Genomic DNA, 26,690 nt, shown 5'->3' on the forward strand with positions numbered 1-26,690 from the left:
TTGTACAGCGGGGCGGTTTATCACGGGGTGTGATTTTTCCACAGAGTTATGCACAGAACCTGTGGATAAGCCTTCACCCTTGCGGTAAAGAGCGCGCCGCTCAGTCGTTGTGATGGTGGCCGCCGCCGTCGTCATCGCCGTCCCGGCCGGGGCCGCAGACGGCGTCGTCGTCATGGTCCTTGCCGCGCCCATGCGAACCGTTGTCCGAGCCGCTGCCCGGCAGGCGTTGCGCGACGTACGCCGGCAGGTCCGCGGCATCGACGGAGAACACGAAGAACTGGTTCGGGTTGGCGATCCCGCCCGGGTGGTTCGTGTCGGTGATCGTGCCGAGGAAGTCGTTGTCGTTCGCGATGAATAGCGTGTGCTTCCTGACGCCGCCGATCGTCACGTCCGGACCGAACGCGAGACTTTCGAGCTTCGCGGGAATGTCGTTCGAGGCGATGCCGTGCGCGTTCAGCGCCGCGACGACGTCGACGAGCAGCGCCTTCTTCACGGCATACGGCGCGAGCCCGCTCTCGCTGCTCGCCTGGCTCACGTCCTGCGCGCCGGCGAGGTCGATATGGAACACCTTCTTGAACGCCGCCGTCGAATCGTCGCCGAGACCCTTGCCGTCGCGCTCGTCGACGAGCAGTTCATGATCGTTGACGGCGACCACGTCGCTGATGGTCGGGTATTTCGGCTTCGCCGCCGTGCCGATGTTGGTGAGCGGGTAGGCGTATTGCGTCGTCTTGCCGCTCGTCACGTCGATCTTCAGGATGCGCGTGAAGGCGCCGTCGCCGCCGCCGTCCTGAATGAGCGGGCTTTGCATCGCGCCGAAGAGCGTCTTGCCGTCGGGCGAGATGGCGAGACCCTCCATGCCCTTGTTCGCGACGCGGCCCATGGTGTTCTCGCTGATCTCGTCGTCGCCGATGGGCGAGAGCTTCGTCACGGCGAACGTGTCGGGCACCTTCAGTACGTCGATTCTGCGGCCGCTCTTGCGATCGAACCGGTAGACGTACGGGCCGTATTCATCCGAAATGAAGACGCTGTCGCCGTCGCTGGAGACGCGAATGCTCTCCGGATCGAAGCGTGCGTCGCGCGCATAGGTCGACGAATGCGCCGGATCGAAGTTGTCCGAGCGGCCCGTGAAATAGGAGGTGTGGTTTTCGCGGTTGAGCTTCGGCGCGCCGTCCGGCACGCCGGCCGCCTGGCCGGTTCCGTACACGAGGCGGTCCGACGTATGGAGCAGCGTCGTGTCGAGCAGCTTCGGCGTGAGCGTGTAGGGCAGCGCCGCACCGGGGCGGCTTGCTTCGAGGCGCAGGCGCAGCGTCTGGAAGCGGTTGATGTAGGAGGCCGTGTCGTCGATGGCCGCGTTATAGGCGATGGCGTTCGGGCCGCGGTCCGGAACTGCGAGGAACGTGTGGCATCCCGCGTAGGCCATGCCCGATCCGAGACCGCCCAGCAGGTTGCCCGGCGCGCCGTTTTCCAGCTTGCCGGCGGTTTCCTTCGAGCGGTCGAGCGACGTGCCGCTCAGCTGACCGATCGCAATCAGATCGACGGTGGCATGCGCGGACGACATGGCGAAAAGCGCGGCGGCGGCTGCGGCGGCGCTCAGTGCGAATACGCGGGATCGGGACACGGTGGACGTTTCCTCTGGATGGTACGGCGGTTCAGGACGGCGCGGACGGCGCCGCACGGTGCAGGCGGACAGGCGGACAGGCGGACAGGCGAAAGGCGGTGAAAGCGCGCTGCCTGCATGAGCATTTCCGACAGCATCTTCTTAGCCGCACATGTCGGGTTAATGACGGCTGCGAGCCCTTTGATTAAGGCGGCGCACCGTCGCAGGGCAGCGCGTCACGAAAAATTCATTAAAGTCCGGGCCGCAGCGGCCGTTACCTGACGCGCCAGCCCGTCAAAACTCAAACGGCACGCCCTTGCTAAGCATTCGACAACTCATTGCATCAGATGCGCTCAGCGCGGTCTTTCAGCCGATCGTGCGCTTCTCCGACGGCGAGATCATCGGCTATGAAGGATTGATACGCGGCCCCGCCAATACGCCGCAGGAGTCGCCCGCGGCGCTGTTCCGGCAGGCCGCCCGCGAAAGCAGCACGGCGCAGCTCGAAGAGGCGGCGGGCCGCGTCTGCATCGACGCGTTCGGTCAGCACGACAACCACGGCCTGCTTTTCATCAACTACAGCGCGGCGGGGATCGAATCGTTCGTAGCCGCGACCGGCGGACTCGGCGATTTCGCGCGCACGAACGGCATCGAGCCGCAGCGTCTCGTCGTCGAGCTGACGGAACAGAGCACGATTGCGGACGCCGAGCGCTTCGGCGCGACCGTGCGCGCGTTGCGCGAGAGCGGCTCGCATTTCGCGCTCGACGACTACGGCAGCGCCTATGCGTCGATGAACCTCTGGGTGCGGCTCGCGCCGCACTACGTGAAGATCGACCGCTTCTTCGTCAACGACATCGCCCGCGATCCGCTCAAGTTCGAAGCGGTCAAGGCGATGGTGTCGTTCGCGAACGCGAGCGGCGCGCTCCTGATCGCGGAAGGCATCGAGCGGGAGGCGGACCTCGAGATCGTGCGCGATCTCGGCATTGCGTGCGCGCAGGGCTATCTGCTCGGGCGTCCCGGCGTGTCGCTCGCCGACCGGCTGCCGGACGTGGTCGCGCGCACGCTGCGCTCGGAGCAGATCGCCGTGTATCCGGCGCGCACGCGTGCCGACGTGCCGGGCGAATCGGGCGCCGTCGTGCTCGACCGCATGCTCGTGCATGCGCCCGCGCTGACCATGCGCTCGCGCAACGACGACGTGGTGAAGCTCTTCAATCAGGCGCCTTCGCTGCACGCGCTCGCGGTCGTCGACGACGGCCGGCCGCTCGGGCTCATCAACCGCCGCGCGTTCATGGACCAGTACGCGCTGCCGTACCATCGCGAGGTGTTCGGCAAGCGGCCTTGCATGCAGTTCGCCAACCAGACGCCGCTCGTGGTCGAGCGCGGCGCGACGCTCGAACAGGTGGCGCGCCTTCTCACGAACGACGAGCAGCGCTATCTGTCCGACGGCTTCATCATCACCGATCAGGGCCGCTACGTCGGCCTCGCCACGGGCGAAAGCCTGGTGCGCGCCGTCACCGAAGTGCGCGTGGAGGCGGCGCGCTACGCCAACCCGCTGACTTTTCTGCCGGGCAACGTGCCGCTGAATTCGCATATCGACCGGCTCGTTGCGCATGGTTCGGAGTTCGTGGCGTGCTATGTGGACCTCGACAACTTCAAGCCCTTCAACGACCGCTACGGCTACTGGCAGGGCGACGAAGTGCTGAAGGCGACGGCCGCGACGCTCGCGTCGATCTGCGAGCCGACGCGCGACTTTCTCGGCCACATCGGCGGCGACGATTTCCTCATCCTGTTTCAGAGCGACGACTGGCAGGCTCGCGTGCAGCGCGCGATCAGCGGCTTCGACGAACTGGCGCAGCGCTTCTACTCGGCCGAAGACCGCGTTGCGGGCGGCATCCACGGAGAAGACCGCCTCGCGAGAAGGACCTTCTTCGGCTTCGTGCGGCTTTCAGCGGGCGCCGTGCGCGTCGCGCCGGGGACGGCGCACGGCAGTGCGCACGTGAGCACGGTCGCCGCGATCGCGAAAGGCCGCGCGAAAAACGAGGCGAGCGGCTTCGTCACGCTCGATTTCCGCGACTTCCAGAATGCCCGGTAACGGGTGCGCCGTGCAGCGTCCAGCGCGCAGCGCGAGCGCTCCCTCGTTCAGCGGCTGCCGCCGCGATAGAGCCGCTCCATCGGGTCGCGCGGCCCGCCCGATTGCCGCGCGCCGATGAGTTCCTGCTGGACCTGCTGCCGCGTGAGGCCTGGCGGCGGTCCTGCGTCGCTTCGCGTCATCGTGGCGCCGCCTACGTCCTGCGTGCCTTGCGGGCTGTCGTTGGGCGGCGATGCGTGGTCCTGAGCCCAGGCATGGGTTACCAGAAGCGCGCAGGCGCATGTCGTTACCATTCGCAGCAATATCATTGGCCTGCTCCACTGTGGCCTGAAGACACGGACGGCCAGCGGCCGTCCGCCACGACGATCGGAGACGTCCTGCATGATTGCAGTGCCGGAATCCGATCGCGTGGGTTCATGCTGCGGTGAAGCCATCTGCAAAGCCATAGAAGGAGCATGAAGAAATTGTTAGCTCGCCGGGCGTGTGATGGGCGTGTGACGGGCGCGCGATTCGGGTCGATTCGGGTCGGCGGACGCGACGGAGGGATGCGTCAGAGGCGCACGAAAGAGGCGCCGCCGCGCGAGTCTCTGCAGCGTGGGTCCGCAGCTATCCCGCAAACGTTTCAACGCGAGGCCGCGGCGGGCGGACACTCGTCGAGCATCTGGTTGCCGATGGCGAGCCGTCCCTCGTACAGGCGGCGCGACACCGCATGCGGAGGGATATCGAGTATCTGTGCGGCTTCGTCGATGCTGAGCCCTTCCACCGCGACGAGCAGGAACACGACGCGCTCGGCATGCGGCAGCGCGCTCACCGCCGCGATGATGCGATCCGCGGTCGTCATGGCGGCGCACCCGGCCGGCGTGTGCGTCGCGGCATGCTTGCCGCGCTCGCGCGCCGGGTCCGCAAAAGCCGCGGACTTGCCGGAGGCCGCGGCCCACATCGAATAAATCGAGGAGTACATCCTGCAAAGCGCGGAGCCGCAGGATTGCGTCCTGCGCGATTCCTTCAGGCCGAAAGCGCAGGCGCGCTCGACCAGATCGTTCGCGACGTGCCGGTCGTCGGACAGGCGCATGGCGAAGGTCCAGAGACGCGGCAGCAATTCGGGAAGGACCGTGGGTAAATCGCAAATCATCGACGCCGACCTCCTAGCGCGATTTCGTGCTTCGGAAATGAGAGGGGTTGGAGAAGGACGGCCGCGGTTTCCAGCATGAACTGCTTTCAGCGGCCCTGCGGTTCGTCGATCAGACGATTGCCCCAGGCTGAGGCACTAAAAAGAGCGTAGGCGCGACATGCGGGTGCTGTCCAACCGCATTTGGGAAACGACCGTTCGTCAAATGTGAACGTCAGATGAATGGCTTGCGCGTCACGCGGGTGTCATGCAGAAGTGCGAAACTGCCGAAGGCCATACTGTCTGCGACGGGCAGACATGCCGCTCAGGCGCCGCTGCCCTGCACCATGCGCTGTATCGCCTGCGGCGGCTGGCCGAACGCGCGCAGGAACGCACGCCGCATGCGTTCGCGATCGCCGAAACCCGTATCGCGCGCGACCACGTCGACGCCATGCCGCCCCGACTCCAGCATCAGCCGCGCGGCCTCGACGCGCAGATGCTCGATCGCCTTCGCCGGCGTCTGGCCGGTTTCCTCGCGAAACGCGCGGCTGAACTGCCGCGGGCTCAGATGGGCCGCCTTCGCCAGGTCCTCGACCGACAAATCCGTCTTCAGATGCTGCTGCGCATAGGTCAGCGCGGTCTGGATGCGGTCGGACTTCGGTTCCAGGTCGAGCAGCGCGGAAAACTGCGACTGGCCGCCCGAGCGCCGGTGATAGACCACCAGCTTTCTTGCGACGCGCCGCGCGATTTCCGCGCTCGTGTCGTGTTCCACGAGGGCCAGCGCGAGATCGATGCACGCGGTCATGCCGGCCGACGTCCACACCGGCCCGTCGACGATGAAGATCCGGTCTTCATCGAGCTTCAGGCGCGGGTGCGTGCGCTGCAGCGCCGCTGCGTGAAACCAGTGCGTGGTCGCGCGGCGGCCGTCGAGAAGGCCCGCCTCGGCCAGCTGGAACGCGCCCGTGCAGGTCGCGCCGATGCGGCGCGCGGTCGTCCCCGCTTCCCTCAGAAACGCGATGACCGCGGGCGGCGCCGGCTCGACGAAGTTGTCGCCGACGACCAGAATCGTGTCGAAGCGGCTGTCGTCGAACGGCTGCGTGAGCACGGCGAACCCCGATGAAGTCGCCACCGGCCCGCCGTGCTCGGAGAGCAGCGCGACCTCGTAGAGCGGTTCATCCGTCGTGAGATTGGCGAATTCGAACACGGTCGTCACGGCCAGGTTCATCACCTGAAAACCGGGGTAAAGGATGATTCCGACGCGCAGCATGGCGATTTCTCCTGCGATGTCCTAAAAAGTGGCATCTATGACATTGAAGACATCATAGTATGAACCTATTCTCCGTCTCAAGCATCCCGGCATCGTGCCGGACCTCAAGAGACCATCCAGGAGAATCAACATGTCGAATTCATCGCAACAGGGCGTGGCGGTCGTGACCGGCGCCTCGTCGGGTATCGGCGCCCTTTACGCCGACCGTCTCGCGCGCCGCGGCTACGATCTCGTGCTCGTCGCCCGCAACCGCGAGCGCCTCGAGCAGCTCGCCGCGCGTATCACGAGCGAAACCGGCCGCGCGGTCGAGATCGTGCCCGCCGACCTCGACGCCGACGCCGGCATCGGCCGTGTCGAAGCGATCCTGCGCGACGATCCGCGCATCACGATGCTGGTCAACAACGCCGGTGTCGGCGCGGCGGCGCCGCTGCTGCAGTCGGACCCCGCCAGGATGGCGTCGATGATCCAGCTCAACGTGGTGGCGCTTACGCGGCTCACGCAGGCGGTCGCGCCGGGCTTCGTCGCGCGCGGGAAGGGGGCGATCATCAACGTCTCGTCGATCGCGGCGGTGGCGCCGGAGATCCTCAACGGCGTGTATGGCGGCACGAAGGCGTTCGTGCTTGCGTTCACGCGCTCGCTGCAACACGAGCTCGGCGACAAGGGCGTGCGCGTGCAGGCTGTGCTTCCGGGCGCGACGCGCACCGAGTTCTGGGACATCGCCGGCCATCCGGCGGACAACCTGCCGCAGAGCATCGTGATGTCGGCCGACGACATGGTCGATGCCGCGCTCGCGGGCTTCGACATGGGCGAGACCATCACGATTCCGTCCCTGCCCGATGCAGCCGACTGGGACGCGTACGAAACCGCGCGCACGGCGCTCAAGCCCAACCTGTCGCACAGCAGGCCGGCTGCGCGCTTCAGCGTCGGACACGCGTAAAGAGCGACGGCGGGCAACGCGCGGGCGGTTCGCGGAAACGCAAGCCGCCCGCGCTGCGTTACGGCAGCGCTTCCTCGACGAGCTCGATCCAGTGACGCACGGCGGTGCGGCCCGCGCCGTCGAGATGCGTCTGGCATCCGATGTTCGCCGTCGCGATGACTTCCGGGCGTCCGCTTTCCAGCGCATCGAGCTTGTTCTTGCGCAGCGATTCGGCGAGCGCGGGCTGCGTGATCGAATAGGTGCCGGCCGAGCCGCAGCACAGATGCGCGTCGGGGACGGACGTGAGGTCGAAGCCTAGCCGCTGAAGGACGCCTTCCACCGCGCCGCCGAGTTTCTGCGCGTGCTGCAGCGTGCAGGGGCAGTGAAAGGCGATCCGCCGGCCCGCAGCCGCGCGCAACGCATCGAGCGGCTCGGCGGCGAGCACCTCGACCAGATCGCGCGTCATTGCGCTGATCCGCTCGGCGCGGGCGGCGTAGGCGGGATCGTCGCGCAGCAGGTGGCCGTACTCCTTCACGAAGGCGCCGCAGCCGCTCGCGGTCTGCACGATCGCTTCGGCGCCCGCTTCCACGGCGGGCCACCACGCGTCGATGTTGCGGCGCGCCCGCGCGAGGCCCGCTTCCTGGGCATTCAGGTGATAGTCGGTGGCGCCGCAGCATCCGGCCTGCGGTGCGCCCGACACGCTGATGCCCAGCCTGTCGAGCACGCGCGCGGCGGCCGCGTTCGTGTTCGGCGACAGCGACGGCTGCACGCAGCCTTCGAGCATCAGCACGCGCCGGGCGTGCCGCGGCGCGGGCCGCGCTTTCGGCGCGATCGCGCGCTTCGGGATCTTGCGCCTGATCGCGTCGGGCAGGAATGGACTCACGGCGCGGCCCGTTTTCAGCAGTGCGTCGAAGACGGCCGGGTGAGGAATCACGCGCCTCAAGCCCTCGCGCAGCAGCCGTTCGGAGGCCGGGCGCTCGACCCGCCGTTCCAGTTCCGCCCGGCCGATGTCGAGCAGCGCGTGATACGTGACGCCCGACGGGCATGTCGTTTCGCAGTTGCGGCAGGTGAGGCAGCGGTCGAGATGCAGTTGCGTCTTCGCCGTGACGGGTTCGCCTTCCAGCAGTTGCTTGATCAGATAGATGCGGCCGCGCGGACCGTCCAGCTCGTTGCCGAGAATCTGATACGTCGGGCAGGTCGCGTTGCAAAAGCCGCAGTGCACGCAGGAGCGCAGGATGCTCTCCGCTTCGTCGGCGCGGGGCAGCGTTCGGGCGTGTTCGCTAAGGTTCGTCTGCATGATGTCGGTCGCGTCAAAGGTCGGCGTACATGCGCCCCGGGTTGAAGATCCCGTGCGGGTCGAGTTGCTGTTTCAACTGGCGATGAAAGCGCAAGAGCGGCGCGGCGAGCGCATGAAACGGCTCGCTCGCGGCAAGCGGCGTGAAGCACGTCGCGTGACCGCCCGCCGACTGCGCGATCTGCCGGATCGTTGCGGCGGGCGCATCGCTCTTGAGCCAGCGCTGCGCGCCTGCCCAGTCGCTCAGCACCGCGCCCGGCAGCGCTTCGAGCGGCGTATTGTTCGGCACCGACAGACGCCAGAGCGCCCGCGGATCGTCGAAGAACGGCAGGCGCTGTTCGCGCAGCGACTCCCAGAAGCCCGTGTCGAGTCCGGCACCGCCGATGCGATCGACCGCCGACGCAACCGATCCCGCGCCGCCTTCGAGCCGCACGTGCAGCGTGCCGTCGACATGGCATGCGCCGCTCACCGGCAGCGCGGCGCGGCGCCACGCGGAAAGCTCGCGCAGCGCTTCGGCGGCGTTGAGTTCGAGCGACAGGCTGCGGCGTTCGCGAGGCTTCGGCAGGACCTTGAGCGACACTTCCGTCAACACGCCCAGGCAGCCGAAACTGCCCGCGAGCAGCCGGGACATGTCGTAGCCCGCCACGTTCTTCATCACCTCGCCGCCGAAGCGCAGATGCTTTCCCTGCCCCGTGATGACGCGGCAGCCGAGCACGAAATCGCGCACCGAGCCGGACCACGGCCGGCGCGGGCCCGACAGGCCGCTGGCGACGGCGCCGCCAACGGTCGCGGCGGTCCCGAACGCGGGCGGCTCGCACGGCAGCATCTGGCCGGCGTCGTCGAGCAGCGCGTTCAGTTCGGCGACGGGCGTTCCCGCGCGCGCCGTCACGACGAGCTCGGTCGGGTCGTAGCTGACGATGCCCCGATGGCCGCGCGTATCGAGTTCCTCGCCGTCCACCGCGCGGCCGAGAAACGCCTTGCTGTCCCCGCCGCGGATGCGCAGCGGCGTGCGGCTCGCGAGCGAGCGCTGAACCTGGGCGACGAGCCGCTCGCTGTCGTCCATCGAATCGAATTCGCGTCGCATCAGAAGCGCTCCAGTTCCGGAAACGGCAGTGCGCCGTGATGGACGTGCATCGAGCCGAATTCGGCGCAGCGGTGCAGCGTCGGGATGTTCTTGCCCGGGTTGAGGAGGCGCGCCGGGTCGAAGGCTGCCTTCAGCGCGTGAAAGAGCGTGATTTCGTCGCTGTTGAACTGCGCGCACATCTGGTTGATCTTCTCGCGCCCCACGCCGTGCTCGCCGGTGATGCTGCCGCCCACGGCGACGCACAGTTCGAGGATGCGCGCGCCGAGCGCCTCGGCGCGGTCGAGCTCGCCGGGCGCGTTGGCATCGAAGAGGATCAGCGGATGCATGTTGCCGTCGCCCGCATGGAACACGTTCGCGACGCGCAGGCCGTACTCGGCCGACAGCTCCGCGATGCCCTTCAGCACGCGCGCGAGTTCGCGCCGCGGAATGGTGCCGTCCATGCAGTAGTAGTCGGGCGAGATGCGCCCGACCGCGGGGAACGCGTTCTTGCGGCCCGCCCAGAAGCGCTGCCGCTCGGCTTCGTCCTGCGCGATGCGGATGTCCGTCGCGCCGGCTGTGCGCAACAGGGCGCCCACGCGGTCGCAGTCCTCGCGCACATCCGACTCCGCGCCGTCCAGTTCGCACAGCAGGATCGCCTCGGCATCGACCGGATAGCCCGCCTTGATGAAGTCCTCGGCCGCGCGAATCGAGAGGTTGTCCATCATTTCGAGCCCGCCCGGGATCACGCCCGCGCCAATGATCTGTGCGACGGCGTCGCCCGCCTTCCCGATGTCGTCGAAGCTGGCGAGCAGCACCTTGGCGCTCTGCGGTCGGGTCAATAGCTTCACCGTCACTTCGACGACGATCCCGAGCATGCCCTCCGATCCGGTAAAAAGGGCGAGCAGGTCGAAGCCGGGGGAGTCGAGCGCTTCGGAGCCGAGCGTCAGACGCTCGCCGTCGATCGTCAGGATTTCGACCTTCAGGATGTTGTGCACGGTGAGGCCGTATTTCAGGCAATGGACGCCGCCCGCGTTCTCCGCCACGTTGCCGCCGATCGAGCAGGCGATCTGCGACGACGGATCGGGTGCGTAGTAGAGGCCGTGCGGCGCGGCGGCCTGCGAGATCGCGAGATTGCGCACGCCGGGCTGCACGCGGGCCGTGCCTGCTTCCGGGTCGATGTCGAGAATGCGGTTAAAGCGCGCCATCACGAGCAGGATGCCCTTTTCGAGCGGCATCGCGCCGCCGGACAGGCCTGTGCCCGCGCCGCGCGCGACGACCGGCACATTGCGCGCCGTAGCGAATTTCAGCAGCGCCTGCACCTGCTCGACGCGCCCGGGCAGCGCGACCATCATCGGCGTCGTGCGATACGCCGAGAGGCCGTCGCACTCGAACGGACGAAGGTCTTCAGTTGCGTGCAGAAGCTGCAGGTCGGGCAGCAGCGCGCCGAGTTCCGCGACGAGCGCGGCCTTGTCATGGGTGGGGAGCGGGCCGTCGAGGCGCTCGTCGTATTGAAAGCTCATCGTAGTCTCCTGTGGATTCGCAGGCGCAGGGGCGCCGCGCTTCCGGGTGTCTCGCGCTGATTCTTGCGTCAATGGCCTCCACTGTCGAGGTCGATCAACAGTGGTCGTACCAGTTCTTGATCGGGGCGCTCGCCTGCGTTTTTCTCGCAACCAGCCTGTGGACTGGCTTTGGCACGAATGCCGGTCGGCCAGCGTGGTATCATCGAAGAGTGGTCATACCAGTAGGAAAAGACGATGATTTCCGCCGAAACCGGCGCCAGCCGGCAGATAGCAGACGTGGTTGCCGAGCGCATCGAGCGGCTGATCGTCGACGGCGTGCTGAAGTCGGGCCAGACGCTGCCTTCGGAGCGCCGTCTGACCGACAAGCTCGGCGTCTCCAGAACGGCGCTTCGCGAAGGACTGAAGCTCCTGCGCGCGCGCGGCATCATCGAGACGCAGCACGGCAAGGGATCGTTCGTGGCCAATCTGACCGCGCAGCCGGCGCCTTCGCCGATGATGCATCTGCTCGGATCGCAGCCGCGCACGCTCTATGACTTGCTGGAAGTGCGGGAGATGCTCGAGGCGGAGTCCGCGCGGCTCGCGGCGCTGCGCGGCACGCCCGCCGATTTCGTGCTCATCACCCGGCGCTACGACGAGATGCTCGCCGCGCACGACAAGGAAACCAGCGCCGCGGACCACGCGCGGCTCGACCACGCGTTTCATCTCGCGATCTGCGAAGCGTCGCACAACCCCGTGCTGGTCCATACGCTCGGCTCGCTCACGGATCTGATGCTGAGTTCGGTGTTCGCGTCGGTGAACAACCTCTATCACCGGCAGCCGCAGAAGCGCCAGATCGACCGTCAGCACGCGCGCCTTTATAACGCGATCACCGGCAGGCTGCCGGAGCAGGCGCGCAAGGCGGCGAGCGCGCATATCCGCAGCGTTCGTGAAGGACTCAGTGAGATCGAGCAGGAGGAGCAGCGGCTCGTGCGGGCCACGCTGCGCCTGCAAGGGTGGGAGTGACGGCGCTCAGTTGCCGGGCGACGCAGCCAGCAGGCGCTCGCGGCCCCGCCGGTTGGCGTGCGTCTCGGCGAACACCTGCTCCGCATATCCCAGATCACGCAGACGTGCGGCGATGAAGCGCGGCACGGCGGAACTGCCGTTGATGGCGAGTTCGAGAAGCCAGTTCAGCTCGAACTGGGTAAGGTCGTTCTGCATCGCGCTTCCTTTCAATTCCGCCTTCGATTTCGCTTTCGACGCCGCTTCAGCAGGGCGGCGTCTCATCGAGCGAAGCCTTCGCTTCGAACTCAGCCCGTTCCGACTTGTCCCTTCCAGCCATCCTTGGTCAGAACGACGACCTGCTTCAGCTGCAGCACGCCGCCGCTCTTCACCACCATCGCCACGACGGGGAACATCTGCTGCACGTCCGGGTTGCGCGTCCACGGCGCTGCATCGATCGTGTACGTATACGTCACCACCGTGCGTTGCGCGCCGTTCTCCGTGCGCACCGGCTCCCATCCGATCACCTTGTCGACATGCAGCTTGCCGTAGCAGAGATCGCCTTCGTGCATGCGCATCGTGCCGTCCGACGCGACGCTCGGCATCGGCTTGTGCAGGTAGTACTTCCTGCCTTCGTCGGTGAGGGAGAAGCGCATCGTCGTATCGGAGACCTGCTTCTGCTCGACGAGCCCGACCTTCTTCAGCGCGGGCAACTGCATCGAGTTGGGCGTGTGCGCCTGCGCCTCTTCCTTCGTGATGTCGATGGGCCAGTTGACCTTGCCCACGCACATGTCGCCATGCGCATCGAGAAACTGCGACACGGCGGCGGTGAGGTTTTCGCGGTTCGCTTCCTCGTGCGCGCCGCATCCGGCGAGCGCGCATGCGATCACGCATCCAGTGAGTCTTTTCATGTTTCGGTTCTGGTCCTGGGTAAGTCGGGTACGGCTCTTCGCCGCGGTCATTTCTGCGGCGGCTGGAATCCGTCGGTCAGCGTGCCGAGGAACGCGACCAGATCGTCGACGTCCTGCTCGCTCATCGCCGGCGCGGCGCCTCGCGTATGCACAACCGGCACGGTCATGTCGACATTGCTGCGGTACGGGGCGGGCAGGTCGTCGTAGATATTGACGCTGTTGTCCGCCGCTTTCGAATAGAAGAGCTCCGGGTTGGTATCGCGCTTGTTGTAGAACTCGACGACGTCGCGCAACGTGCGGAACGCGCCGTTATGGAAAAACACCTGGCGCGTCGCGGCGTTGCGCAGCGTGGGCGTCTTGTACATGCCGCAGTACTGCGGCGTCGTGGCGGGCGAGTGCCCGGTTTCCGTCGCCTGGCACAGGCCCATGTCGAAGTGGGCCGGATCGGCATTGGCCGGGATCGCGGGATTGCGCGGCGGCGCGACGGCTTCGAACGAGTAGTCGGTGAACGGCGCGACGCTGCCGCCCTGCGCATTGCCGCTCAGGTGGCACGCGATGCAGTTGCCCTTGTTCTCGTCGTTGAACACGGCGAGCCCGCGCAATTCCTGCGCGGTCATGTAGTTGCCGCGATTGGTGCGCAGCAGGTCGAACTTGCTGGTGTACGGGTGAAAGTCGGGATCTTCCTGCTGGTAGCTCTGCAACGCCGACAGCGCGAAGTTGAACGCCTTGTCAGTGTCGTTCAGTGCGTCGGTGCCGAACGCCTGCTTGAAGAGCGCCGCATACGGGCCCGCTTTCAGCGCGTTCACGACCGCGGCCGGCCCGGAGTTCGCCATCTCGTACGAGGTGAGGAGCGGAATCGGCGCCTGGCTGGCGAGCGTGGCGGCACGGCCGTCCCACGTATAGCCGCCGCCGGGGCCCGGAGGCGTCACGCCGTCGGGATTGTCGAGCAGGTCGGAGTAGGGCGGCGTGAATTCCTTGTAGCGCAGCGACGGCACCGTGCGCACGCCCGGCGAGTTGTTGTCGAGGCCGCCAAGCTGAACCACCAGATTGTTGGGCGGCCCGTACGCGAAATCGGGGCTGTGGCACGAAGCGCACGCAAGCTTGCCGGAGCCGGACAGCGTCTTGTCGAAGAACATCTTTTCGCCGACCTGAGCGGCGAGGCTGAGCGTTGGCGCCGTACCCGATGCGGGCGCGGGGGCGGACGCGGCGGGCGCCGATGCGGCCTGCCCGTTGTCGTTGCCGCCGCCGCACGCCGCGACCAGCAGCGTCGCGGCGAGAGCCGCAATCAAGCCTGAGTGCATGTTGAATTCCAGATGGGTGAAGAGCGCACGGCCGGCATGCCGGCCGTGCGCCCGTGCAAGTCTCCAAGCGGGGCGCGGCGCCCCGTGTGCACGGCGCGCCGCGTCCCGCCCATGGCGTTACTTCGCCAGCGCGAACACCGAAGCCATCGGCCGCACCGCGTCATAGTGCGGATTGAAGCTGCCCTGAAACTCGGGCAGCGAAACCAGATTGGCGGCGATAAAAGCCTGCGTGTACTTCGAGCGGTTCATGTAGCTCGTCGGGATGCCCGGGTCGGCGAGGCCGAACATGTCCTGCATCGTGCGCACGAACGAGAAGTGGCTGTAGTCGTCCGCGTCCTTGATGCCGACCGGCGCGTTCGGCTGGTTCGTCAACACGCCGAAAATGATCGGACCGTTGCCCTTGTTGCCCTTGTTGTAGTTCACGATGGGCTGGGTGACCGTCGCCGTTTCACCGAGCTGGCCGTTCACCGACGTACCGTTGGCATTCCAGCCGCAGCACGACGCCGCGCCCAGATAGTTGCCGTTGCCTTCGTCGAAGGTGATCACGATGCCGACGCGCTTGCTCGTGTTGTGCCAGAGCGGAGAAGCCTGGATCTTCTTGACGAGGTAGTCGGTGTAGTTGTCGCCGCGCGTGATGATCGGGTTGCCCGCGCAATCGCTTGCCACCGTGGTGCCGGTCGTGTCCTTGACCGAGATGCTGTGCATGTCGTCGCACTGGTCGGGGATCAGGTAGTTCAGGGTCGCGACGTTACCGGTCTTCAGGTCGGTGCCGAGCTGATCGACGTCCCAGTCGGCCGGGCGCTTCGGACTGGCGAGGATGGCCGCGTCCCACTGGCCGCCGCCCATCGTGCGGTTTTCCTTGAAGAACTCGCCGTCGTTGCGCACGTCGTCGAAGGCCATCGAGTTGTTGTGCTTGGTCTTGTAGAGACCGCCCGGGAACGGCAGTTGCAGCGACGGATTCAGGTTGTCGGTGGCGATGATCGTGGCATCGGCGACGCCGTCGGCGCGCACGTCCTGGCCCGGGTTCATCGACTCGTTGTAGACGGCCCACGTCATGCCCGCCTTCTTCATCGCCGAGAACATCGAGCGGCCGTTCTTGATGTTGTGGACCGTCGCGTTGTTGCATGCGCTCGCGCCTTTCGGCAACGGGTCGGTTGGCGTATCGCGCGTATTGCCGGTGGGCATGCACCACCATGCGGAGTCGTCGGTGATGCCCCAGTCGTCGGCCGAGCCGAGCGCGAGGTAGTTCGGCTCCGACGGCTGGCCCGTCGAGTAGTAGTTCGTCGCACGGTTGCCGGAATCCAGCAGCGCCGTGATCTTCGGTGCGAGCGGCGAGCCGTCGATCGCGCTGTTCGTGTGGTTCTCGAGGATGATCACGAAGAGGTTGTCGAAGCGCGGCACGCCCTCCAGGTTGAACGCGGCCTGCTCGGCCTGCTGCAGCGTCATCGGCTTGCCCGTCGAGGGCAGCACGTCGCCGCGCGCGACCATCGTCGAGGCGAGGGCAAAGCCGTTCGCATCGATGTTGGCCTCGGTGACGAGCGCCTGCTTCGCCGTGGCGTCGGCGACCGTCGTGAAGTCGCCGAGCACCTGGTCCGCGCTCACGCCGATGCGTCCGGCGATCTTCGCGGCGGCAGTCGGCTGGTCGATGTTGGCCGCTTCCATCTCGCGCACGACTTCGGTCGTGAGCGGGCTCAGCACCGTGTTCGATGCAGCGGGCGCGCGGAACACGACCGCCTGCGTGGTGGTTTTCGCGGCGCCCGTCTGCGCGTCGACGTAGGGCGTGTTCGCAGCGATCACGGCGACGGTCGGCAGGTTCGCCGCTGTCGCCGTAAGCGTGAAGTTGCCGTTCGCATCGGTCTTGGCGGTGGCTTCGCCGCCATCGCACACGCCGTTGTTGTTGGCGTCGCTGCACACCGTGACGTTCGCATACTTGCCGGCTACCGTGCCCTGGACCTTGACGCTGGCCGCGGGCGTGCCGCCGTTGTCGCTGTCGCCGCCGCAAGCGGTGAGCAGGGCAGGCACGACGGCCATCACGAAGAGCGTGGACGCCGAGATGGCAATGGCGCGCAGCCTTGGCTGCGCGGGTTCGTACCGGGGATTCATATTTTTAGCTCCTTTTTATTCTTGATCGGGAACCGCGTGCTTCGGCGAAGTGCAACGAGCCGCTTTACACAAGGCTGGCGCATTGTTGACATGCATGATTAAAGTTTCATGTACCGTTCCTTTCGATTGCTGAAAGAATTGGCTTCCCTGTATTGCAAATGACTTCTAGTTGAAGTCTTCGCGTCATAAAGGCCGCATACACTCCGCCGCGTTCCCACTTCTACATGTCATGCCCGAAGTCGATGGCTCGCATCGCGTGACGCCTCAGAGGGCAAAAAAAAAAGGAAAAGAAAAATGCGGCTCAAGAAATCAGCGTGCGCGGTGGCTGCGCTCGTCACGGTTCTTTCATTGGCGGCCTGTGGCGGCGATAACGACAACAACACGCCTGCGCCCACGGGCGCATCGGCACCGGCTGCGGGCGCGCCTGCATCGGCGCCCGCTGGCGCAAGCGCGCCGGCAGCGGTCACGCAGACGCAGTCGTTCACCGCGTTTCGCTATCTCGATGGGGGCCTGACCGGCACGCAGGCAACGCTCACGTTCCCGCCTTCATCCATGACGGGCACGATGGCGGTCGGCGGCGCGAGCTATGCCACGCTCACCGCGGATGCGGCCAATGACGGCGTGATGAGCGTCAGCGGCACGCCGAACTTCGGGATCACGCTCGGCAACATTCCTTCGGCGACGCCGGTGCTGTTGCCGGGTATCGTCGAGACGTGCGAAGCGGTGGCCGGCGGACTCGGCACGCCGAATCCGGCAATCGCGAATGCACTGACGAAGTCGACCTACGTGATGGTGGCGGGCACGCCGATCACCGACCCGACCATACTCGGCGGGCGCAAATTCCCGGTGTATTACGAGGACTGCCTGCGCGACGGATCGGCGACGCCGCTTACGACGCATTCGAGCCTCACGATCGACGGCTCGGGGAACATGTCGCTCTTCGACGGCCGCACGGGCGTGACGACCAATACGGCTGCGAAGGTCGCAAACGGGGAGGTGACCCCGGCCGGCAATCATGGCGACTGGCTGATTCCGGCGCTGTACGTGATCAACGGGCAGTTCCGCCTCGCGGTCATTCAGCACGGCACAGTGGCGGGCGGCAACACGCGCGACTACGTGGGCGTCTGGCTCGAACAGTAAGCGCGAAGCGGGCGCCCCGGCGCCCGCTTGTTCGCTTCATTGCATGCTGTGAATCGAATGCGGCGATGCTCGCGCGTGTCAGGCGCGCGGCACGAATCTGCGCGCGCGCAGCCACTTGGTGGCGATCCACTTTTCGCCCGCGAGCACGGGAGAACCCGCATGCACCGACGCATGATCGCTCTGCCCCAGGCGGTTGCCGTACTGGAAGTAGACGGCGTTGCCTTCACGCGCCGTCACCGAGAGGCCGGCTTCGGTGAAGGCAGTCTCGCCGCCTGATTCGACATCGTTCAGGTACATCACCATCGTGCTGATCCGCTGGCCGCTGCGCTCGATCGACTCGCGGTTCGCGGCGTTGGCCGGCAGCAGGAAGTCGAAGTGCGGCGTGCTCTGCGCGCCCGGCCGGTAGCGCAGCACCTGTATGCCTTCGCCGTGTGCGAGCGGTATGCCGGTGAGCTTCTCGATGCGCCGTTCGATGCGCTCGACCAGCGGTGTTTCGAGCGGCCGGAAGAACATGCCTTCGCTGCTGCGGTGTTCCGCGATCACGTCTTCGCCGCTTTGCGGATCGACGACGCGCACGGCATCGAGCCGGGGCCGCGCGAGCGCGATCAGCGCGGCGCATTCGCGCGCGTCGAGGAGACCGGAGAGCAGCGCCACCGCTGGCCGTTCGAGACGCGCCAGCACTTGCACGCGGCGATCGCCCGCATCGAGCACCGGCGCGCGGCCCAGATGCAGCGGTTCTTCGTGCCGGAAGGGCGCCGCCGCGACCGGCGTTTCATCGACGTGAAGCTGCCCCGCGGGCGGCGGTGCGCCGCGAGCGACGGCGTGCGCAACCGTATCGACGATGGCCGCCGCGAGCACGGCCGGCACGTTCTGCGCTTCGAGCTGCGCGGTGATAGTGGCGGGCGGTGTGCCGCGTTCGAGATGCGCGACCAGCCAGTCGCGCACGTCCTGGGGAAAATTGACGATCATGTGGCGCCTTCTCGTTCCGGATGTGACCGGCCACATGCTAGCAATCGATTGCGACAATTCGCCTATCGCCGCGCGCCTCGATGCGAGGAGGCGCGCCTGCAAGGCGTCTATTGAGCCGATGTGGGGCGACGCTGCGCAGCCTGCGCGAACATCTCGCTGAACTGGTCGAGTACGGTGAGCGTGCCGCGTCCGGCGCGCGTGATCCGATAGAACGAAAACTCCACGGCAGGCCGCATCACTTCCACGCGCACGCGATAGTGCTGGCAGATGTGCTCGCAGAACGACGGCATCACGGCGACACCGAGTCCCGCGTGCGCCATCGCTATCGCCGTTTGCAGGTGAGCGACGACCATGCGCTTTCCGGAGGTCACTTCCTCCTTGGAGAGCGTCGCTTCGATCAGGCGCTGCAAAGGGTTGTCCTTCGGCAGCGTGATCAGCGGCAGGCCCTCCAGAGCGCGCCAGTCACCGTTGATCGGGCGAGTCACGGCACTCGTCGCCGCCTGGTCGAGCGCCGTCACGGCGACCAGCTGCACGGGGAAGATCGGCACGCGGTCGATGCCCGACAGCTGGGAAAAGAAAATGCCGAACGCGGCATCGAGATCGCCTTCTTCCACCATCTTGTGCAGCTCGGAAGGCGGGCGGTCGACGAGTTCGATCTGCGACTCGGGATGCGCCTGCGCAAAGCGCGCGAGCACCTGCGGCATGAGGCTCGCGGCGATCATCGGCGTGCAGCCGAGCAGCAGCGACGCCTGCTTCTGCCGGCCCAGCTCGTTGAGCTCGATCACCGATTTCTCGAGCGTCTCGACGATCTTGACGGCGGTGGGGTAGAACATGCGGCCGGCATCGGTGAGCGCGACGGTGCGCGTCGTGCGCTCGAGCAGGCGGCACTGCAGTTGCGTCTCCAGTTCGCGGATGATTGCGCTGAGCGCCGCTTGGCTCAGGTGCATGCTTTGCGCGGTCTTCGTGAAGCTCGAGGCGTTCGCAACGCCAAGAAAGACCTTGAGTTGCTTGAGAGACAGATTCATCTGCGACGTTTCCTTCGCGTGTTGCGCGACCTGAGTATGTCGGGATTCTATCCCGTCCCGCCCGCGCGCCGATCCTGGCGGCGGACGCGGGCGGGGCTCAGGCAGGCGACCGGTTCACGCGAACCGTTGTCACGCGAAGCCGTAGCGGCCCTCGTCGTCGCGTGCGATGGGGCGTCGTGCCGTTGTGTCTTCCAGCCAGCGCACGATCTCGCGGCCGTCGCGCGTACCGGTTGCCGCCATCAGATCGACGAAGCGCTTCGGCCCGTCTTCGAGCGCGGCTTCGAGCGTTTCGAAGCGCGGGCCCGCATAGTGCGGCGGCGTCGGCACGCGATGCTCGAGCTGACGCTCCTCGCCGGGCTTGAGCAGCGGCAGCGTGAGGTCGAAGCCGGCCTTCGCCGTGTGCGCCGCGCCGCCGAGCGACGGGTCGAGCGGCATCGCGCGCATCCCTGCTTGCACCATCAGGTCGCGGTCGGCCTGAAAGCGTGTGGCGAGCGCCCATTCCATCTGTTCGTCGGAAAAGATGTCGATGTCCGGGTCCACCACGAATACGTGCTTCACGTTGGCGAGCGACGCAAAGACCGCGGTGATCGCGTTGCGTGCTTCGCCGGGCACACGCTGCTGCATCGCGACACGCACGTTGAACATGCCGCCCGTCGCCGGGCTGCAATAGACGGCGCTCACTTCGCGCACGGCGGTTTCGAGCGCGCGCCATACCGTTACCTCGGTGCGCAGCGCCGCGAGTTGGGCCGTGTCCGTGCGGGCCATCGAACGGCCGCCGATCGTGCAGGTCTGGAAGACGGCGTCGCGGCGGTGCGTGATCGCCGTCAAGTGAAACACCGGGTTGGTCTTGATGCCGCCGTAGTAGCCGAGGAACTCGCCATAGGGTCCTTCGGGTTCGGCGTGGCCGCGTTCGTCGAGATAGCCTTCGAGGATGAACTCGGCGTCGGCGGGCACGAGCAGGTCGCTGGTCACGCATTTCACCACGCCCATCGGCGCGCCGCGCAGCGCCGCGACGAGTTCGAGTTCGTCGGCCGGAATGCGCATCGTCGCGCCGACATGATCGACCGGATGCGTGCCGACCGCGAACGCGATCGGCAGACGCTCGCCGCGCTTCGCGTAGGCGATGCTGATGGCGCGCAGGTCCGACGGCGCGACGAGATCGATGCCGGCGGTGCGGCGGCCGCGCAGCATCAGGCGCCGCACGCCGACGTTGGTCCAGCCGGTTTGCGGATCGACGGCGAAATCGATCGACGCGGAGATGTAGGGCGCGCCGTCGAGATCGTGCTGCAGATGAACGGGCAGCGTGGTGAAGTCGCAGGCGTCGCCCGTCACGACGACCTGCTGCACCGGCGCCTCCTCGCGCGTCACCTCCACGAGCCTGCCTCGCGTGCGCAGCCGTTCGCGCACCACGTCGAGCAGCTTGTCGGGTGTCGTGCCGAATGCGTTCGCGAGCCGCGAGCGGCTGCCCGTGACGTTGCCCGCGAGCGACGTCGCGCCGCCCGAGGGCCGCGCGAACCAGACGGCGCGCCGGTTGCCTTCCATGAGGCCGGCGATGTCGCCGAGGTCGACCGGTTGGTCATGGCGTTCGAGTTCGCTTTCGTCGAGCGACTCGAGAAAGCGGCGCAGGCGGAACTGCTCCAGATCGGGCGCGGCGGCGCCGCGTGCGGTGCCCGGAATCTCAGCTTGGCGTTTCAATGTGTCTTCCTTTGATCGGTTCGATAAGGCCGGGGCGCGTTCAGAAGCGGGCCGACAGCGCCGTCGCCGCGAGGTGCGCCGCGAAGCCGCTCGCGCCCGCAGCGGGCATTTCGGGCGCGAGGTGGAGGAACTGCTTCACCGCGCGCAGCGTGACGGCGCTGCACGTGAGCATGGTGGCGGCGAGGCCGTCGGCTTGCGCATCGAGTTCGGCGGCCGGCACGACACGGCTGATGAGGCCCGCCTGCAACGCCTCGCTCGCGTTCAGCGTCGCGCGGCTGAGCACCATGTGCGCGACGGTCTTGACCGGCACGCGGCCGATGAGCGCGGACATCACGAGCGTCGGCGGAATGTCGCGCTCCATCTCGGGGATCTGGAAGACGGCGTCGTCGGCGGCGAGCGCGAGATCGCATACGCCTGCAAGCGCACAGCCCACGCCGATCGCGCGGCCGCGCACCACCGCCATGACCGGCACCGGCACGGCCTTGAGCGCGTCGTAGAGCGCGAGCGGCGGCGCGGCGACCACGCGGCGCAGCGTTTCAGCGGACGGCTTCGCATCGGGCGGCGGCATAGGCGACTCGCGGCCGGTGCAGAAATCCGCGCTGCTGCTCGTGATGCGAACGAGCTTGACGGTATCGTCAAGATTCGAGACGGCGCCGATGATCGCCGCGCTCATCGCGGCGTTGATGCGGTTGCCGTGGTCCGGGCGATCGAGCACGATATCGAGCGTGTCGCCGTTGCGTTCGATTGCAACCGGTTCAGTTGACATGGTCGTGTTCCTCTTTGCGGTGAATGAATTCCCACACCACTTTAGGCGTGGCGGGCATCGCGAGTTCTTCCGTGCCGATCTCGCGCAGCGCGTCGGCGAGCGCGTTGAAGATGGTCGCGGTGGCGGGCGTGATGCCGCTCTCGCCGCCGCCCTTCACGCGCAGCGGATTGCCGAGGGTCGGGTCCTCGGTCAGCTCCACGCGCAGCGGCGGCACGCTTCCCGCGCGCGGCATGCCGTAGTCCATGTAGGAGCCGGTCAGCACCTGGCCGCTTTCACGGTCGAGATAGCAGCCTTCCGACAGCGCCTGGCCGATGCCCTGCGCAAGCCCGCCGTGCACCTGGCCTTCGACGATCAGCGGATTGATCGGCTGGCCCACGTCGTCCACCGAGGTGTAGTTGAGGAGCGCCACGCTGCCCGTGTCCGGGTCCACTTCGAGTTCGCAGACGGCGGCGCCCGTGGGATGCGCGGGCACGCGGCCGTTGAATTCGGCGTCGGCGTAGAGCTTGCGCGTGGCGGGCTCGCCGGGAAGACCATCGGATTGAACGAGGCGGGCGAGTTCGAAGAGACCGGTTGCCTGCCGCGAGTGCCGCGCGACGAATTTCCCGTCGGCGAAATCGACATGCTCGGGCTCACACCCGGCGAGGGATGCGGCGATTCGCCTGCCCTGCGCGACGATCCGTGCCGAGGCCTCGACAAGCAGCATGCCGCCGAGTCGCATCGTGCGGTCCGAGTGACTGCCGCCGCCGACGCTCACGAACGCGGTGTCGCCGGTGCGCAGCCGCACCGCGGACATCGGCACGCCGAGATGCTCGGCGATCACTTGCGCGAAGGTGGTTTCATGCCCCTGTCCGGTCGATTGCGTACCCGACACGATATCGATCACCCCTTCGGGCAGCACCGTGATCTCGATGCGTTCGCGCGGCGCGCCCACCGGCGACTCGATGTAGTTCGCAAGCCCGATGCCACGCAGCCGCCCCGCCGCCCGCGAGGCAGCGCGGCGCGTCTCGAAGCTGTCCCATTCGGCGAGCGTGAGCGCGCGCTCCATGTTGCGCAGGAACTCGCCGCTGTCGTAGGTGAGGCCCATCGGGCTTCGATACGGCAGCTTGTCATGCGCGACGAGATTGCGGCGGCGGATCTCCGCGCGGTCGATGCCGAGCTCGCCGGCCGCGAGATCGAGCACGCGTTCGATCGCATGCGTGGCCTCGGGGCGTCCGGCGCCGCGATACGGCGCGGTGGGCACGGTGTTGGTCAGCACGGCGCTCACGTGCACGGCGGCAACCGGCACGTCGTACACGGTCGTCATGATGCGCGTGCCGTTCGACATCGGGACATACGACACCGTATGCGCGCCGACGTTGCCGATCCATTCGTTGTCGATGGCGAGAATGCGTCCGTCCTTCGAAAAGCCGATCGCACAGCGGATGATCTGGTCGCGTCCCTGATAGTCGGAGAGGAAGGCTTCGCTGCGATCGCTCGTCCATTTGACCGGACGGCCCACGTGACGCGCAGCCCATACGACCGCAAGCTGCTCGACGTACACGAACGAACGCGGCCCGAAGCCGCCGCCCGTATCGGGGCATACCACGCGCAGCCGAGCGGGCGGCACCTTGAGCGCCGCGGCGATGCAGAGCTTCTGGCGCACTGCGCCCTGGCTGCCGGAGATCAGCGTGTACGTGTCCGACGCGGCGTCATGACAGCCGATCGCGCTGCGCGGCTCCATCTGGCAATTGACGATGCGGCTGTTGTGAAACTCGCGCCGCACGACGAGATGGGCGCCGGCAAGGATGGCGCAAGCCTTGTCGCGCTCACCGATCTGGGTCTGGAAGCACAGGTTGCCGGGTGCGCCGTCCCACAGTTGCGGCGCGCTGTCGTGCATGGCGTCGGCGCCGTGCACGACAGCGTCGAGCACGTCGTAGTCGACGTCGATCAGCTCCGTGGCGTTGCGTGCTTCGAGCGGCGTGCTCGCGATCACCATCGCGATCGCCTCGCCGACATAGCGCACCTTGTCGATGGGCAGCGGAATGTGCCGCTGATTGAAGATCGAGCCGGTGGTCGAAGTGAGGAACGCGGGCTGCGACGAGATGACCGCGTCGGCTGGATTGGGCACGTGATCGACGCCCTGGAACCCCGCATCGAGATAGTCCTGGCCGAGCAGCACGGCGATCACGCCGGGCGCTTCGGCGGCGGCCGTGATGTCGATCGAGCGCAGGCGCGCGTGCGCGTGCGGCGAGCGCAGGAATGCGGCGTGAGTCTGGCCTTCGATGTTGATGTCGTCGGTATAGTTGCCGTTGCCCGTGACGAAGCGCGCATCTTCCACGCGCGGAATGGGTTTGCCGATCATGTGCGCTCGCTCCCTGCGCCTGCTTCACTTGCGGCACATGCCTCGGGATACATCTCCCGTGCCGCGTGCCGCACCGCCTCGATGATGTTCACGTACCCCGTGCAGCGGCAGATGTTGCCTTCGAGCGCATGGCAGATGCTGGCGTCGTCGAGCGCCGGCGGCTTGCGCAAGTAGTGGTCCACCGCCATGATCATGCCCGGCGTGCAAAAGCCGCATTGAAGGCCGTGGCACTGGACGAACGCCTGCTGCACCGGATGCATCGGCTGGTCCGCGGTCGCGGCGAGCCCTTCCACCGTCACCACCGTGCCGCCGCTCGCCTGTGCGGCGAGGATCGTGCACGACTTGACCGCGACCCCATCGAGATTGACCGTGCATGCGCCGCACTGGCTCGTGTCGCAGCCGACATGCGTGCCGGTGAGCCGCAGCGTCTGGCGCAAGAACTCCACGAGCAATGTATGGTCGGGCACCGCATGCCGGACGTCGGTGCCGTTCACCTGCAATTGAACTTCGATCATGATCTACCTGTTTCCCTGACTCGGCGGCCTTGCGGCGCGCCGCGTGTTCATCTGGCGACCGCTTCGCTGACGTTCGCGTTGAAGCGCTTGAAGAATTCGGCGGCGAGCTTGTTGGCAACCGATGTCACGAGCCGCGAGCCGATTTGCGCGAGCTTGCCGCCCACCTGCGCCTCGGCGATGTACGTGAGCAGCGTGCCTTCTTCGGCGTCGGCGAGCGTGACGGTCGCCGTCATCTTGCCGAATCCGGCGATGCCGCCTTCGCCCTGTCCCGCGATCCTGTAGCCTTCGCCTTCGATGCGCTCGGAAAGCACGAGGCTGCCCTTGAAGCGCGCCTTCACGGGCCCGACCGATGCGACCACGACCGCGGTGAATTCATCGTCGCTGACGGGCGTGAAGGCTTCGCATCCGGGCACGCACGCCTGAAGCACGGCGGCCTCGTTCAAGCCCTTCCATACGACTTCGCGCGATGCCGCGATGATCTGCGATCCGGTAAATTCCATGTTCTTCTCCTGGCGGTTCGATCAGTGGTGCCGCTGCTGCAAGAGCGCATTCAGCGCGCGACGTGTGTAGGTCTTGATGAGATGCGCGCGGTATGCAGCCGACGCGTTCGCGTCGTCGGGGAGCGTCGACGGATCGACCTCGATCGCATCGAGCGCTGCCTCCGAGCAATCGCGCCCGAGCGCGGCTTCGGCGTCGAGCCAGCGGAACACGGAGGCGCCCGCGCCGGTCACGGCTACCCGGACGCCCGCGTCGAACTGCGCGATGAACACGCCCACCACCGCGTATCCCGATGCGGGGTGGCGATATTTCGCATAGGCCGCGCGCCGCGGAACGGGGAACTCGATCGCTACGATCAGCTCGCCCGGTTCGAGGGCGGTTTCGAAGGTGTCGATGAAGAAGTCGTCGGCGCTGATGCGGCGAGCCGGCGTCACCACCGTGGCACCGAGCGCAAGGACGGCCGAGGGATAGTCGGCCGCCGGGTCGTCGTTCGCGACCGAGCCGCCAAGCGTGCCGCGGTTGCGTACCTGCGGGTCCGCGATGATCCCGGCGAGTTGCGAGAGCGCGGCAATGGCCGACGACACGACGGGCGAACCCGCGACCACCGCGTGCGTCGTGCTCGCGCCGATGCGCAGCGTGCCGCCCGCGAGCGCGACGCCCTTGAGTTCGTCCAGCCGCGTCAGGTCGATGAGATGCGTGGGCGCGGCAAGCCGCTGCTTGAGGGTCGGGATCAGCGTCATGCCGCCCGAGAGCGGGCGCGCTTCCTCGTGTTCAACGAGCAATGCGCTTGCCTCGGCGAGCGAGCGCGCCCGCACATAAGTTGTTTCGTACATGCCTGTCTCCTGCCGGCATCGACGCATCCGCGCGCCGATGCCGGTTCTATGCGTGCTTCAGATAGTTTTCCAGCGCCGTCGCGAGCGCGACGGGCACTTCATGCATCGGGTAATGACCGGCGTTCGCCAGTATTTCCAGGTCCGCGTTCGGATACCACGCGAGCCATGTGCGCCGCGTCAGCTCCGCCGTGATCGCGGGATCGTGCTCGCCGACGAAGAGCTTCACCGGCACCGGATTGCCTGCCACGCTCGCGGAGAGATCGCCGGTCGCCCAGTGCGGCAGATAGGCGGCGAACGCGTCGCGCGAGGAGGTGCGCGCGGATTCCCGGGCGAGATGCGCGCACCAGGCCTTCGACAGCCGGTTGCCGGTCGAAAAACCGATGATCGCCGCGCGCGCGTCGAGATCATCGATGGCGCTCGAGAATATGGCAAGCCGCTTGTCGTCCATGCGCGATCCGCACGCGGGCACCGCCGCGACGCCCGCCATCCGCTCGATACGCGCGGACGCCGCGAGCAGCACGCGCTGCATCGCCATGCCGCCCATCGAATGGCCGACCAGGCTGAAGCGCTCCCAGCCGAGTTCGTCCGCGAGCGCGAGCACGTCGCGGGCGGCTTCGTCGAACGAATGTTCGCCTTCGCTTTCGATCGCGCGGCCGTAGCCGCGGTAGTCGAAGAATACGTAAGTAAAGGTGCCCGTGTCGAGGGCCGGAATCATCGCGGACCAGTCGGCGGAGCTGCCGAACCAGCCGCTCATTGCGATTACC

At 67.0% G+C, this 26,690-nt stretch carries 24 protein-coding genes; 4 read left to right on the plus strand and 20 right to left on the minus strand.

All coding sequences use genetic code 11. The annotated features are described in order from the left end of the window. Nucleotides 1-100 precede the first annotated feature (100 nt). Nucleotides 101-1,618 (minus strand): esterase-like activity of phytase family protein, encoded by a 1,518-nt coding sequence (locus BG61_RS03615; RefSeq protein ID WP_051672240.1) that lies wholly within the window; start codon nt 1,616-1,618, stop codon nt 101-103. A 295-nt stretch (nt 1,619-1,913) separates the two neighbouring features. On the opposite strand from BG61_RS03615, the gene BG61_RS03620 reads away from it, so the two are divergent. Beyond that, nucleotides 1,914-3,686 carry an EAL domain-containing protein gene (locus tag BG61_RS03620; RefSeq protein ID WP_035935066.1) on the plus strand — a complete coding sequence of 591 codons (1,773 nt, stop codon included), beginning with the start codon at nt 1,914-1,916 and terminating at the stop codon, nt 3,684-3,686. 47 nt (nt 3,687-3,733) lie between these two features. Here BG61_RS03620 and BG61_RS44615 read toward each other — a convergent pair whose 3' ends face one another. From BG61_RS44615 to BG61_RS03630, 3 genes are all read right to left on the minus strand, one after another. Then, a complete protein-coding gene (locus BG61_RS44615; protein ID WP_267908541.1) occupies nt 3,734-3,865 on the minus strand; it encodes a hypothetical protein in 132 nt (43 codons plus the stop codon). Between the two features lie 440 nt (nt 3,866-4,305). After that, the gene (locus BG61_RS03625; RefSeq protein WP_035935071.1) at nt 4,306-4,815 is read right to left on the minus strand and encodes an RNA polymerase sigma factor; all 510 of its coding nucleotides are present in this window, start codon (nt 4,813-4,815) and stop codon (nt 4,306-4,308) included. A 301-nt stretch (nt 4,816-5,116) separates the two neighbouring features. Continuing rightward, entirely contained in the window at nt 5,117-6,058 is a 942-nt protein-coding gene (locus tag BG61_RS03630) for a GlxA family transcriptional regulator (RefSeq protein ID WP_035935074.1), read from the minus strand. A 130-nt stretch (nt 6,059-6,188) separates the two neighbouring features. Here BG61_RS03630 and BG61_RS03635 point away from each other — a divergent pair, with 130 nt between their 5' ends. Then, nucleotides 6,189-6,995 (plus strand): SDR family NAD(P)-dependent oxidoreductase, encoded by an 807-nt coding sequence (locus BG61_RS03635; protein WP_035935077.1) that lies wholly within the window; start codon nt 6,189-6,191, stop codon nt 6,993-6,995. Nucleotides 6,996-7,053: 58 nt separating this feature from the next. On the opposite strand, the gene glcF is transcribed toward BG61_RS03635, so the two are convergent. From glcF to glcD, 3 genes are read right to left on the minus strand one after another with little or no spacing between them, the layout of a single operon-like run. Next, the gene (gene glcF, locus BG61_RS03640; protein ID WP_035935080.1) at nt 7,054-8,271 is read right to left on the minus strand and encodes a glycolate oxidase subunit GlcF; all 1,218 of its coding nucleotides are present in this window, start codon (nt 8,269-8,271) and stop codon (nt 7,054-7,056) included. Between the two features lie 13 nt (nt 8,272-8,284). Then, nucleotides 8,285-9,352, minus strand: coding sequence for a glycolate oxidase subunit GlcE (gene glcE, locus BG61_RS03645; protein ID WP_035935083.1), 1,068 nt, complete (start codon nt 9,350-9,352; stop codon nt 8,285-8,287). After that, complete coding sequence (glcD, locus tag BG61_RS03650) at nt 9,352-10,851, minus strand: glycolate oxidase subunit GlcD (RefSeq protein ID WP_035935087.1); 1,500 nt, start codon at nt 10,849-10,851, stop codon at nt 9,352-9,354. Before glcD ends, glcE begins: the two co-directional genes overlap by 1 nt. A gap of 234 nt (nt 10,852-11,085) precedes the next feature. Here glcD and glcC point away from each other — a divergent pair, with 234 nt between their 5' ends. Further along, complete coding sequence (gene glcC / locus BG61_RS03655) at nt 11,086-11,853, plus strand: transcriptional regulator GlcC (protein ID WP_035935090.1); 768 nt, start codon at nt 11,086-11,088, stop codon at nt 11,851-11,853. Between the two features lie 6 nt (nt 11,854-11,859). Here the strand turns inward: glcC and BG61_RS03660 are convergent, their stop codons facing one another. The 4 genes from BG61_RS03660 to BG61_RS03675 all read right to left on the minus strand — a co-directional run bounded on the left by BG61_RS03660 (nt 11,860) and on the right by BG61_RS03675 (nt 16,144). Beyond that, nucleotides 11,860-12,048 (minus strand): hypothetical protein, encoded by a 189-nt coding sequence (locus BG61_RS03660; protein WP_129572195.1) that lies wholly within the window; start codon nt 12,046-12,048, stop codon nt 11,860-11,862. An 89-nt stretch (nt 12,049-12,137) separates the two neighbouring features. After that, a complete protein-coding gene (locus tag BG61_RS03665) occupies nt 12,138-12,740 on the minus strand; it encodes a hypothetical protein (RefSeq protein ID WP_035935442.1) in 603 nt (200 codons plus the stop codon). 47 nt (nt 12,741-12,787) lie between these two features. Further along, nucleotides 12,788-14,041: a cytochrome-c peroxidase gene (locus BG61_RS03670; protein WP_035935093.1), complete on the minus strand. Its 1,254-nt coding sequence runs from the start codon at nt 14,039-14,041 to the stop codon at nt 12,788-12,790. A 117-nt stretch (nt 14,042-14,158) separates the two neighbouring features. Continuing rightward, on the minus strand, nt 14,159-16,144 hold the full coding sequence (locus tag BG61_RS03675) for an alkaline phosphatase family protein (RefSeq protein WP_051672242.1): 1,986 nt from the start codon (nt 16,142-16,144) through the stop codon (nt 14,159-14,161). A 294-nt stretch (nt 16,145-16,438) separates the two neighbouring features. On the opposite strand from BG61_RS03675, the gene BG61_RS03680 reads away from it, so the two are divergent. After that, on the plus strand, nt 16,439-17,284 hold the full coding sequence (locus BG61_RS03680) for a hypothetical protein (RefSeq protein ID WP_035941576.1): 846 nt from the start codon (nt 16,439-16,441) through the stop codon (nt 17,282-17,284). 78 nt (nt 17,285-17,362) lie between these two features. Here BG61_RS03680 and BG61_RS03685 read toward each other — a convergent pair whose 3' ends face one another. The 9 genes from BG61_RS03685 to BG61_RS03725 all read right to left on the minus strand — a co-directional run bounded on the left by BG61_RS03685 (nt 17,363) and on the right by BG61_RS03725 (nt 26,680). Further along, nucleotides 17,363-18,253, minus strand: coding sequence for a 2OG-Fe(II) oxygenase (locus BG61_RS03685; RefSeq protein ID WP_035935097.1), 891 nt, complete (start codon nt 18,251-18,253; stop codon nt 17,363-17,365). Between the two features lie 107 nt (nt 18,254-18,360). Next, nucleotides 18,361-19,278, minus strand: coding sequence for a LysR family transcriptional regulator (locus BG61_RS03690; RefSeq protein WP_035935100.1), 918 nt, complete (start codon nt 19,276-19,278; stop codon nt 18,361-18,363). A gap of 129 nt (nt 19,279-19,407) precedes the next feature. Further along, on the minus strand, nt 19,408-20,973 hold the full coding sequence (locus BG61_RS03695) for a UbiD family decarboxylase (RefSeq protein ID WP_035935103.1): 1,566 nt from the start codon (nt 20,971-20,973) through the stop codon (nt 19,408-19,410). 40 nt (nt 20,974-21,013) lie between these two features. Beyond that, nucleotides 21,014-21,739, minus strand: a complete 726-nt coding sequence (locus tag BG61_RS03700) for an enoyl-CoA hydratase/isomerase family protein (RefSeq protein WP_035935106.1) — start codon at nt 21,737-21,739, stop codon at nt 21,014-21,016. Then, complete coding sequence (locus BG61_RS03705; RefSeq protein ID WP_035935109.1) at nt 21,729-24,080, minus strand: xanthine dehydrogenase family protein molybdopterin-binding subunit; 2,352 nt, start codon at nt 24,078-24,080, stop codon at nt 21,729-21,731. Before BG61_RS03705 ends, BG61_RS03700 begins: the two co-directional genes overlap by 11 nt. Continuing rightward, a complete protein-coding gene (locus BG61_RS03710; protein ID WP_035935112.1) occupies nt 24,077-24,595 on the minus strand; it encodes a (2Fe-2S)-binding protein in 519 nt (172 codons plus the stop codon). Before BG61_RS03710 ends, BG61_RS03705 begins: the two co-directional genes overlap by 4 nt. A gap of 47 nt (nt 24,596-24,642) precedes the next feature. Next, complete coding sequence (locus BG61_RS03715; RefSeq protein ID WP_035935115.1) at nt 24,643-25,095, minus strand: SRPBCC family protein; 453 nt, start codon at nt 25,093-25,095, stop codon at nt 24,643-24,645. Between the two features lie 21 nt (nt 25,096-25,116). After that, on the minus strand, nt 25,117-25,926 hold the full coding sequence (locus BG61_RS03720) for an FAD binding domain-containing protein (RefSeq protein ID WP_035935118.1): 810 nt from the start codon (nt 25,924-25,926) through the stop codon (nt 25,117-25,119). A 46-nt stretch (nt 25,927-25,972) separates the two neighbouring features. Continuing rightward, entirely contained in the window at nt 25,973-26,680 is a 708-nt protein-coding gene (locus BG61_RS03725) for an alpha/beta fold hydrolase (protein WP_232256316.1), read from the minus strand. Between the last annotated feature and the right edge of the window lie 10 nt (nt 26,681-26,690).

It is taken from the genome of Caballeronia glathei, assembly GCF_000698595.1.
Classification (GTDB): domain Bacteria; phylum Pseudomonadota; class Gammaproteobacteria; order Burkholderiales; family Burkholderiaceae; genus Caballeronia; species Caballeronia glathei.

Excerpts from the sequence above, each read along its gene's own strand:
- glcF (WP_035935080.1), bottom strand. The coding sequence starts at position 8,271 with ATGCAGACGAACCTTAGCGAACACGCCCGAACGCTGCCCCGCGCCGAC.
- glcD (WP_035935087.1), bottom strand. The coding sequence starts at position 10,851 with ATGAGCTTTCAATACGACGAGCGCCTCGACGGCCCGCTCCCCACCCAT.
- BG61_RS03720 (WP_035935118.1), bottom strand. The coding sequence starts at position 25,926 with ATGTACGAAACAACTTATGTGCGGGCGCGCTCGCTCGCCGAGGCAAGC.
- BG61_RS03680 (WP_035941576.1), top strand. The coding sequence starts at position 16,439 with ATGCGGCTCAAGAAATCAGCGTGCGCGGTGGCTGCGCTCGTCACGGTT.
- BG61_RS03705 (WP_035935109.1), bottom strand. The coding sequence starts at position 24,080 with ATGATCGGCAAACCCATTCCGCGCGTGGAAGATGCGCGCTTCGTCACG.
- BG61_RS44615 (WP_267908541.1), bottom strand. The coding sequence starts at position 3,865 with ATGACGCGAAGCGACGCAGGACCGCCGCCAGGCCTCACGCGGCAGCAG.
- BG61_RS03710 (WP_035935112.1), bottom strand. The coding sequence starts at position 24,595 with ATGATCGAAGTTCAATTGCAGGTGAACGGCACCGACGTCCGGCATGCG.
- BG61_RS03625 (WP_035935071.1), bottom strand. The coding sequence starts at position 4,815 with ATGATTTGCGATTTACCCACGGTCCTTCCCGAATTGCTGCCGCGTCTC.
- BG61_RS03690 (WP_035935100.1), bottom strand. The coding sequence starts at position 19,278 with ATGAATCTGTCTCTCAAGCAACTCAAGGTCTTTCTTGGCGTTGCGAAC.
- glcC (WP_035935090.1), top strand. The coding sequence starts at position 11,086 with ATGATTTCCGCCGAAACCGGCGCCAGCCGGCAGATAGCAGACGTGGTT.
- BG61_RS03670 (WP_035935093.1), bottom strand. The coding sequence starts at position 14,041 with ATGCACTCAGGCTTGATTGCGGCTCTCGCCGCGACGCTGCTGGTCGCG.
- BG61_RS03675 (WP_051672242.1), bottom strand. The coding sequence starts at position 16,144 with ATGAATCCCCGGTACGAACCCGCGCAGCCAAGGCTGCGCGCCATTGCC.
- glcE (WP_035935083.1), bottom strand. The coding sequence starts at position 9,352 with ATGCGACGCGAATTCGATTCGATGGACGACAGCGAGCGGCTCGTCGCC.
- BG61_RS03725 (WP_232256316.1), bottom strand. The coding sequence starts at position 26,680 with ATGAGCGGCTGGTTCGGCAGCTCCGCCGACTGGTCCGCGATGATTCCG.
- BG61_RS03660 (WP_129572195.1), bottom strand. The coding sequence starts at position 12,048 with ATGCAGAACGACCTTACCCAGTTCGAGCTGAACTGGCTTCTCGAACTC.
- BG61_RS03635 (WP_035935077.1), top strand. The coding sequence starts at position 6,189 with ATGTCGAATTCATCGCAACAGGGCGTGGCGGTCGTGACCGGCGCCTCG.
- BG61_RS03715 (WP_035935115.1), bottom strand. The coding sequence starts at position 25,095 with ATGGAATTTACCGGATCGCAGATCATCGCGGCATCGCGCGAAGTCGTA.
- BG61_RS03630 (WP_035935074.1), bottom strand. The coding sequence starts at position 6,058 with ATGCTGCGCGTCGGAATCATCCTTTACCCCGGTTTTCAGGTGATGAAC.
- BG61_RS03665 (WP_035935442.1), bottom strand. The coding sequence starts at position 12,740 with ATGAAAAGACTCACTGGATGCGTGATCGCATGCGCGCTCGCCGGATGC.
- BG61_RS03685 (WP_035935097.1), bottom strand. The coding sequence starts at position 18,253 with ATGATCGTCAATTTTCCCCAGGACGTGCGCGACTGGCTGGTCGCGCAT.
- BG61_RS03700 (WP_035935106.1), bottom strand. The coding sequence starts at position 21,739 with ATGTCAACTGAACCGGTTGCAATCGAACGCAACGGCGACACGCTCGAT.